7 protein-coding genes are annotated in these 9,632 nt (G+C 62.1%); 5 read left to right on the forward strand and 2 right to left on the reverse strand.

Translation table 11 applies throughout. The annotated features are described in order from the left end of the window. Window positions 1-741, reverse strand: a complete 741-nt coding sequence (mtgA, locus tag XBLMG947_RS06125) for a monofunctional biosynthetic peptidoglycan transglycosylase (protein WP_065466936.1) — start codon at window positions 739-741, stop codon at window positions 1-3. Between the two features lie 74 nt (window positions 742-815). Between mtgA and hslO the strand changes: the two genes are divergently transcribed. From hslO to XBLMG947_RS06140, 3 genes are all read left to right on the forward strand, one after another. Further along, a complete protein-coding gene (gene hslO / locus XBLMG947_RS06130; protein WP_065466937.1) occupies window positions 816-1,706 on the forward strand; it encodes an Hsp33 family molecular chaperone HslO in 891 nt (296 codons plus the stop codon). A 151-nt stretch (window positions 1,707-1,857) separates the two neighbouring features. After that, window positions 1,858-2,694 (forward strand): XOO1806 family protein, encoded by an 837-nt coding sequence (locus XBLMG947_RS06135; RefSeq protein WP_065466938.1) that lies wholly within the window; start codon window positions 1,858-1,860, stop codon window positions 2,692-2,694. 242 nt (window positions 2,695-2,936) lie between these two features. After that, complete coding sequence (locus XBLMG947_RS06140) at window positions 2,937-5,846, forward strand: TonB-dependent receptor domain-containing protein (RefSeq protein ID WP_065466939.1); 2,910 nt, start codon at window positions 2,937-2,939, stop codon at window positions 5,844-5,846. 106 nt (window positions 5,847-5,952) lie between these two features. Here the strand turns inward: XBLMG947_RS06140 and XBLMG947_RS06145 are convergent, their stop codons facing one another. Next, window positions 5,953-6,561: a TetR/AcrR family transcriptional regulator gene (locus XBLMG947_RS06145; protein WP_065466941.1), complete on the reverse strand. Its 609-nt coding sequence runs from the start codon at window positions 6,559-6,561 to the stop codon at window positions 5,953-5,955. A 136-nt stretch (window positions 6,562-6,697) separates the two neighbouring features. Here XBLMG947_RS06145 and XBLMG947_RS06150 point away from each other — a divergent pair, with 136 nt between their 5' ends. Beyond that, the gene (locus XBLMG947_RS06150) at window positions 6,698-7,621 is read left to right on the forward strand and encodes an alpha/beta fold hydrolase (RefSeq protein WP_065466943.1); all 924 of its coding nucleotides are present in this window, start codon (window positions 6,698-6,700) and stop codon (window positions 7,619-7,621) included. Further along, window positions 7,618-9,632 (forward strand): acyl-CoA dehydrogenase (locus XBLMG947_RS06155; RefSeq protein WP_065466945.1); only part of this gene is annotated, 2,015 nt, incomplete at its 3' end. The genes XBLMG947_RS06150 and XBLMG947_RS06155, both read left to right, overlap by 4 nt.

Below are 9,632 nucleotides of genomic sequence, written 5' to 3' on the forward strand. Positions count from 1 at the left end.
CTACGGTGTCTGCAGATAGGCAGGCCCACCCAACTGGCCCGCCTGCCGTTGGATCCACACGGCACGCCGCTGCACGAATGCCCCCGGGCGACGCGCGTCGTAACGCCGCGGCGATGGCAACACCGCCGCCAGGCGCGCCGATTCGGTCGGCGACAAGCCTGCCGCATCCTTGCCCCAGAACTGTTGCGCAGCCGCTTGCGCGCCATACACGCCGTCGCCAAATTCGGCCACGTTGAGATACATCTCCAGGATGCGTTGTTTGGGCCAGAACAGCTCGATCAACACCGTGTACCAGGCTTCCAGCCCCTTGCGCACCCAACTGCGGCCCTGACACAGGAACACATTCTTGGCGACCTGCTGGCTGATGGTGCTGGCACCACGCACCCGCCCGCCGCGGGCATTGTGGTCGCGCGCCTTTTCGATCGCTTGCAGATCAAAACCGTGATGCATCGGAAACTGTTGATCTTCTGCCGCCACTACCGAAATCGGCAGGCTCGCGGCGATCCTGTCGTAATCGCGCCATTGCTGGTGCAGCGAAAAACTCCAGTCGCCCTCGCCCCAGGCTTCCAGATAACGCCCCACCATCATGCTGCTGATCGGTGGATCGATCACTCGCAAGACCAGCACCTGCAGCACGCTCGCCGCTGCGAACAGCAGCGGTGCCGCCATCAGCCAGGGCAACCAGCGCCGTGCGCGTCGCGGCGCCGCCGCCTGCTTGCCATCCCATGCCTCCGTCCCCATTGTTCGCTACGACCCTTAATCCCGATGCCTGCCGCATTATCCGGCAACACGCGTCCCTTACGCCCGATGTTTCCATGACCGATCACGATCAGCTTTCCCGTTTCCTGCTGCCCGCCGCCGGTGTGCGCGGTGTCCACGTGCGCTTGACCAAGGCCTTGCACGACATCCAGGGCGCAGCCGAGTACCCGCCTGCCGCGCGCCAACTACTTGGCGAAGCGGCCGTGGCCGCTGCCCTGTTCACCGGGCACACCAAGGTCGACGGGCGTCTGTCGGTGCAGCTGCGCGGCAATGACACCTTGCGCACCCTGTTTGCCGAATGCACCGCTGCTGGCACCTTGCGCGGCATCGTGCAGTTGGCCGACGGCGTCGATGCCCCGACCGATCTGCGCGAGTTGGGCGACGCCGCGTTGCTGGCGATCACCATCGAAAACCCCGGTCTGGACCCGCGCGAGCCGCAGCGCTACCAGAGCCTGGTCGGCATGCAGGCACCGGACCTGGCTGAAGCGTTCGAAACCTATTTCCAGCAGTCCGAACAGTTGCCGACGCGTTTGTTGCTGGCCGCTGGCCCGGATCAGGCCGCTGGCCTGTTGTTGCAGAAGCTCCCCGGCGACGAAGGCGATCACGATGGCTGGACCCGGATCGGCGCCCTGTTCGACACCCTGGGCGCACCGGAACTGCTCTCGGTCGCCGGCCCGGACCTGCTGCACCGGTTGTTCCACGAAGAAGAACCACAGCTGCTCGGCAGCAAACCGCTCCGTTTTGGCTGCTCCTGTTCGCGCGAGCGGGTCGCCTCCATGCTGCAGTCGCTGGGCGAGGAAGAGGCGCGCGCGGCCGCCGAGGCGACTGGCGAAGTCGAGGTGCGCTGCGAATTCTGTGGCCGTGAGTATCACTTTCCCTTGACCGCGCTGGACGTACTTTTCAGCGCAGCGCGGCCCTCGCAGGAAGCGCCGGAAAGGTTGCAATAGATAGGATGGCAGGTGCATTCGGGGAGCACCGCCACTTGTTAAATAATCATAAACGGCCTAGCATCCCACCTGCCCGCTTTCGGGAACTTAACAACTGGCCCTGGGTCTGACTTCTGGTATGCGACACCTTCTGCGCCTCCCGCTAGCTTTGATGGTTGCCCTCGCGGCGACCGCAGGCGTGCACGCGCAGTCGACGCAGCAGCAGTTGCGTGAGAGCACGATCCTGCCGGTGTGGAACAAGGGCAGCGGCAAGGTCGAAGCGTTTCTGTATCTGGAGCCGACTGGCGAGCAGAAGGCCGGCGCGCGCTGGCATTTCGGCCGCAATTCGCTGGATGCCGCGTTCGGCCTGACCTCCGGCGACTCGCTGGGTCTGCTCTGCAACAGCAGCCGCGGCACCAATATTAGCGGCCTCGCCAGCCACTGCCTGCTGGCAGGCATCGGCGATGACGAAGAAGACAGCGCTGCTGCATCGCGCCGCGTCTCCGGCACGCTGGGTTTCAATCGCGGCGGTAGCCGCGTTGGCGTCACCGCCGGCACCGGCCGCGACACCCTGCCCGCCTGGCTGATCGGCGCCGGCAAGGCCCCGCTGACGCGTGTCGAACAGAACGACCTCACCGTCTTCGGGCAGAAGAACATCGGTCGCGAAGGCTTCGTCTCGATCGGCGGCACCTACGCGCGCGCGCGCCTGGTTCCGCTGGCCGACGTCTCGCCCGCTATCGCCGACCAATGGGACAGCAAGACCTTGAGCGTTGGCGGCGGCTATGGCGCATTCAGTGCGAACGTCATCGGCCGCGTTGTCGACGTCCCCGGCCAGCCCGAAAAGTGGGAAGGTCTGGGCCTTGGCCTGACCTGGCGCACTCCCTGGAGCGGCCAGCTCACTGTCGGCGCCGAAAACGTCATCTCCCGCGGCAAGAATCCGTTTGCACCGAGCAACGAGAGCAACAGCGACGGGACTGTTCCGTATGTCAGGTACGAACAAGACCTCTAACACCCTGATTTTATAAGACTTCTTTCAATGCCATCGACCTGTGGTCGGTGGCGTTTTTCGTTACAGATCGTGCGCCCGGCGAGCACCTTCACAGCTTTCTTCTTTTTCATTAACGGGACTTTAATTTCTCTCGCAACGCATATACCATCGGTTCACCCTGGCGTTTTGGATCCGCTTCTTTCGGAACCCCCGACAGGCAAACAACCCTTGGCAGTACCCAAGATCACTTGGAGAGAGAGCTAATGAATTTTAAGTCCAACAAACTGCGAGATGCAGTTGTGTTCGCGTTGGTGCTAGGCACCGGCAACGCTGTTCTGTCTTCCACTGCGGCCGCGCAGACTAAGCCCGCCGATGAAGCAGCCACACTAGACACGATCACCGTCACCGGTAGCCGTATCTCGACGCCCGGCTTGACCACCAGCAGCCCGGTCACGAGCATTGAGCGTGAAGAGTTCATGCGCACGCAGCCTGTCGCCGTGGAAGAATTCGTCAAGCAGCTGCCGAGTGTTTCACCGACAGTTGGTCCTGGTACGAATAACGGCGCCACGGGTGCAGCAGAACTCGATCTGCGCGGCCTGGGTTCGAACCGCACGCTGGTGCTGGTCGATGGGCGTCGTCCGGTTCCTTACGATCTGTCCGGTGTCGTTGACACCAACACCATTCCTGTAGCGCTTATCCAGAGCGTGGACTTGCTGACCGGTGGCGCGTCCGTGGTTTACGGCGCTGACGCCATTTCTGGTGTCGCCAACTTCATCCTGCGCCGCGACTTCGAAGGCGTTGAAGTTCAGAGCTCTTACGGTCAATCCAAATATGGCGATGGCGCACGTCAGCGCATCGAAGCCACGATGGGCGCCAACTCGGCCGACGGGAAAGGCAACGTCGTGTTCAGCGTTGGCCACACCAAGGTTGACCCAGTTTTCCAAGGCGACCGCGCTTGGGGCAAAGTGTCACGCTCGTCCGGTAACGGCCGCCCACAGGGCTCGGGCACCACGGTACCTTCGCTTATCGTGGGTCCGCCTGGCGTATGGGGAACCCCAGGTGATGACGGCACACTGGACGGCAGAGGTCAGATTGACCCGACCACCGGTCAGATCGTCAGCAATGTCCAAACGTACAACTTCAATCCGATCAATCTTTTCCAGACCGGACTCGATCGGTATCAGGCAACCGCGCTGGGCCGTTACGAAATCAACGAGCATGCTGAAGCCTATGGTCAAGTGAACTACACGCGTTCGCGCGTGGAGGCATCGCTGGCACCGAGCGGCTTGTTCCAAGAAGCGTTCGACATGCCGATTGGCAACCCCTTCATTCCTGAGCCGGCTCGCCAGCAGCTCTGCCAAGCGTATGGCATCGATGCTGCCAACTGCGTTCCGGGCAATGCGACCATGATCGAAGGCCTGACCATTGGCCGTCGCTTGACGGAGCTTGGTCCGCGTCTCAATCGGTTCGATACCAAGACCTTCCAGGTGACTGCCGGTCTGCGTGGCGCGATCACCGATAACTGGAAGTACGACGCTTTCTGGTCGCACGGTGAATCTGAGCGGCTCGCCGAATCTCGCAACTGGGGCTCGCTGTCCAAAACCCGCCAGGCATTGATGTCTCTCGATGGCACCACTTGCGTTGATCCGAGCAATGGCTGCGTACCGCTCAATGTCTGGGGTCCGGAAGGCTCCGCTTCGCCCGAAGCACTCAAGTTTATTAATTTGAGCGCTTTCTCGATCCAGAACGTTGAGCAGGACAATGCGGCACTCAACTTCAGCGGTGATCTGGGTGGATTCAAGAGTCCTTGGTCGGAATACCCGATCGGTGTGGCTGTCGGCGCCGAACATCGTCGTGCAACGGCTGGCACACGTTCGGACGGCCCGAGCCAGATCCAGGGTGAAGTCATGGGCACCGGTGCGCCGGTCCCGGATCGCCAGGGCGGCTTTACGATCAACGAAGCGTTCGGCGAATTTATCGTCCCGCTGATCGATAACGCACCGGGTGTCTACGCGCTCTCACTGGAAGCCGGCTACCGCTACTCCGATTTCAAGACCAGCTCCAGTACCAGCGACGAGTACGGTAGCTTCAAGTACGGTATTAACTGGGCGCCGATCGAAAGTCTGCGTTTCCGCGGCATGTTCCAGCGCGCCAACCGCGCACCTGGCATTGGTGAGCTGTTCGCTCCTCAGGTCACCGGCCTGGATAACCTGGATACCGATCCGTGCGCCGGCGGTGCAATCAACGTGGCACAAGCGAATGTGCCGGGCACACTGTCCAACCTGTGCGTACAGACCGGCGTTCCTGCCGGTTCGGCTGGCCTGGTTGCGCAACCTAACGCTGGTCAGGTGAATGTCCTTACCGGCGGCAACTTGCTACTGACTCCGGAGCAGGCGGACACCCAGACGATTGGCTTGGTCTGGAACCCCAGCTCCAACTTCGCCATGACGCTGGACTACTGGAAGATCGAGATGGAAAAAACCATCTCCTCACAGAGCGTCGATGACGTCGTTTCCGGCTGCTATGACCCCGCGTTCAACCCGGGGCTGACCTTCAACAGCAATTGCGCCCTGATTGGTCGGTCGCCGTTGACAGGCACCTTCAACGGCACCACGTCTCGCGGCATTTCGCTGATCCTGAGCAACCAGGGTACGCTGAAGACCGACGGCTTTGATCTCGGCCTAAAGTATGGCTTCGATCTGCCGGGCTCGATGGGCCGTCTGAACTTCGCCTACGACGCAACGCTGGTGACTACGCTGGAATCGCAGGCCACTCCTGAGTCGGAAAACCGCGATTGCCTGGGTTACTACAGCGTTAGCTGCACGCCCAACTCCAAGTACCGCTCCATCCTGCGCTCCAGCTGGTCCTACAACGATCTGTCGGTGTCCTTGGCATGGCGTTACAACAGCAAGATGGAAGTGGAGCCTGAAACCGGCACATGGTTTGAGAGCTACCGCGAAATCCCGTCGTACAGCTACTTTGATTTCGGCATGAACTACAAGCTGCCCTTCAATGCCGAAGTGAACCTGTCGGTCGCTAACCTGACCGACAAGAAGGCGCCGGTCGTTGGTAACACGATCGGTAACACTGCTGAGAACAGCGGCAACACCTTCCCGAACTTCTACGACGCAATCGGTCGTTTTTACACGCTGGGCGTGACGTTCTCCTTCTAAGCGGAGGAGTCGTTGCGAGTTCGAAGGGCGGGCCGAAGACGGCCCGCCCTTTTTTATTCATGCGAGCGCGAAGAGCAGCTACTCAGTGCTGTCTCACAAGGCCCACTTACCCCGGAATCAACGTCTGAATCACATGCTCGACATACGCCTCGAAATCTTCGCGGGCCTGCTTGGGCTGTTGCAGTTGCAGTGAAAGCTGCAGGAAGCCGACATAAGCGGCGTAGGCCAGCCGGGCGCGGTGCTGGGCGTCGGTGCGGGACAGGCCGGCCTGGCGGAACGAGGCGATCAGGTAATCGAGACGTCGCTGCGAGACGCGGTCGATGACCGGCCGGACCGCAGGGTGATCCAGGGCCTTGAGCAACTCGCTGTAGATAACGTGCGGTTTGACTTCGTGCGCGACCAACTGGAACAGCGCGCGCAGGCGGGCGCTGGGGTCTGGCACGTCTTCCAGGCTGCCGAAGACTTCCTTCTGTTCGAAAATTTCCCATCGCTCCAACGCAGCCTGCAACAGGGCATCGCGCGAGGGGAAGTGCCAATAAAAGCTGCCCTTGGTCACGCCGAGCCGGCGCGCCAGCGGCTCGACGGCAACCGCGCCCACGCCTTGTTCGGCGATCAGGTCGAGCGCGGCCTGTGCCCAATCGTCCGCACTGAGGCGGTTGCCGCGACCGGAGCTGGCGCGGGGCGTGGTGAGGCTGGAGTCGATGGTGTCGTTCATAGCGCGATTTAACCATACGCTTGGGTCAGCTGCAGTATGCATCCCGCAATTGAAATACGAGCATGATGATTTAATGGCTTAACCGTCCATACGATTGAGTATTGACAGCCGCCTGCATGCATCCATACCATTAAGTATGGTTACATCACCCTCTAGCCTCGCCTCCATTGCGTCAGTGTCCAGCGTCAACGCTGGCGATGTGGTGCTTGCCGTGTCGATGCGGGGGGCCGAACACACGCCGACGGTGCTGTTCGCGCATGGCTTTGGACAAACCCGCCACGCCTGGGAGAGCACTGCCGCGATGTTGGCAGACAGCGGCTACCGGACGCTGTCGTACGACGCGCGCGGGCATGGCGATTCCAGCGTCAATGCGGTGGATCTGCCCTATTCGGCAATACAACTCACCGACGATCTGATCGTGCTGGCCGGCGAGCAGCCCGAACCACCGGTCCTGGTGGCCGCATCCATGGGCGGCTTGTTCGGGTTGCTGGCGGAAGCACGCTGGCCGGGCCTGTTCCGTGCGATCGTGCTGGTCGATATCACGCCACGCTGGGATACCACGGGTGTAGAGCGCATCCTGCGTTTCATGACCGCGCATCCGGACGGTTTCGCATCACTGGATGCGGCCGCCGATGCGATCGCCATGTATCTGCCGCATCGGCCACGCAAAACGGCGGGGCAACTGCAGGCATTACTGCGGCAGCGTGCCGATGGGCGTTGGTACTGGCACTGGGATCCACGCTTGGTCGATGAGTTGGCCGGCCAGGGTGCGCAGCTTCAGCAGCATGCGTTGTTGGACGCGGCAGCACAGGTGCGTTGCCCGATGCTGCTGATCAGCGGTGGACGCAGCGACTTGGTCACGCCGGCCAACATTGCCGAATTCCTATCGATCGCCCCGCATGCGCAGCACGTGCATCTGCCAGATGCCACGCACATGCTGGCCGGCGACGACAACACCACTTTTACCGCCACCGTGTTGCATTATCTGGACGCACTGCCCTCGGTTGGCACCATTGCGACGTCCAACATTACCGAGCATCTCACTGGAGCAAGACCATGAGCATCGTTGCACCGTTCCTCCTCGTCATCCTGGCGGCGGGTATCGCTGCCTATCACCGGATGCGCCTTGCCACGTGGGTTGCGATCAGCGCCTGTGTGCTGGTGGCGTGCTGGCTGTTGGGCGCCAATCTCACCGCCACCATCGTGGCCGCTGCGCTGGTGGTGCTGGTGTCCGCACCAGTGCTGTTGCCGTTCCTGCGTAAGCCGCTGCTGACCACGCCATTGATGGCGTTCTTCCGCAAGGTACTGCCGCCGCTGTCGCAGACCGAGCGCATCGCTCTGGAAACCGGTTCGGTCGGTTTCGAAGGCGAGCTGTTCACCGGTGACCCGGATTGGCAGAAGCTGCTCAACTACCCCAAGCCGCAGTTGACTGCCGAAGAGCAGGCGTTCCTGGACGGCCCGGTGGAAGAGTTGTGCAAGATGGTCAACGACTGGGAAATCACCCACGTCCACGCCGATCTGCCGCCGGAGCTGTGGGATTTCATCAAGAAGAACAAGTTCTTCGGCATGATCATTCCCAAGCAGTACGGTGGCCTGGGCTTTAGCGCGCTGGCGCACCACAAGGTGATCCAGAAGCTGTCCTCGATCTCCAGCGTGGTGAGCTCCACCGTGGGCGTGCCGAATTCGCTTGGGCCGGGTGAGCTGCTGCTGCATTACGGCACCCCGGAACAGAAAGACTATTACCTGCCGCGTCTGGCCATCGGTGCGGAAGTGCCGTGTTTCGGTCTGACCGGTCCGTTCGCCGGCTCGGATGCCACCTCGATCCCGGACTACGGCATCGTGTGCAAGGGCGAGTGGAACGGCGCCAATGTGCTGGGCGTCAAGCTGACCTTCGACAAGCGCTACATCACCCTGGCGCCGGTCGCTTCGCTGATCGGCCTGGCGTTCCGCGCCTACGATCCGGACGGCCTGATCGGCGACAAGAAGGACATCGGCATCACCCTGGCGCTGCTGCCGCGCGAAACCCCGGGCGTGGAAATCGGCCGTCGCCACTTCCCGTTGAATTCGCCGTTCCAGAACGGCCCGATCCATGGCGAGGAAGTGTTCATCCCGCTGAGCCAGTTGATCGGCGGCGTGGAGATGGTCGGCAAGGGCTGGAACATGCTCAACGAGTGCCTGGCAGTCGGTCGCTCGATCACCCTGCCCTCCACCGCCAGCGGCGGCAGCAAGGCCGCTGCCGTGGTGACTGGTGCGTATGCGCGCATCCGCAAGCAGTTCGGCCTGTCGGTCGGTCGCTTCGAGGGTGTGGAAGAAGCGCTGGCGCGGATCGGCGGCAAGGCGTATGCCATCAGTGCGCTGGCGCAGGCCACCGCCGCGGCGGTGGATCGCGGCGATGTGCCGTCGGTACCGTCGGCGATTGCCAAGTACCACTGCACCACCATGGGCCGCGAAGTGGTGAGCGACATGATGGACGTGATCGGCGGCAAGGGCATCATCCTGGGACCGCGCAACTTCGCCGGTCGTGCCTGGCAGGCCGCGCCGATCGGCGTGACCGTGGAAGGCGCCAACATCATGACCCGTAGCCTGCTGATCTTCGGCCAGGGCGCCATCCTGTGCCATCCGTGGGTGTTGAAGGAAATGCAGGCCGCGCAGGATCCCGATACCCGTCGCGGTCTGGAGCAATTCGACCAGAACCTGTTCGGCCACATCCGCTTCGGTATTTCCAACGCGGTACGCTCCTTCTGGTTCGGCATGACCGGTGCGCGCATCGGCGCGGCCCCAGGCGATGCGTATACCCGTCGGTTCTTCCGTAAGCTGGATCGCTATTCGGCCAACCTGGCCTTGATGGCCGACGTGTCGATGCTGATGCTGGGCGGCAAGTTGAAGTTCAAGGAATCCTTGTCCGGTCGCCTGGGCGATGTGCTGAGCCATATCTACATGACCAGCGCCATCCTCAAGCGCTATCACGACGAGGGCGCACCGGCGAGCGATCAGCCGCTGCTGGCCTGGGCATTCCACGACAGTGTGCACAAGATCGAAACCGCACTGTCGGCGGCGCTGCGCAACTTCCC

Origin of the sequence: Xanthomonas bromi (genome assembly GCF_900092025.1) — a bacterium.
Taxonomy (GTDB): domain Bacteria; phylum Pseudomonadota; class Gammaproteobacteria; order Xanthomonadales; family Xanthomonadaceae; genus Xanthomonas; species Xanthomonas bromi.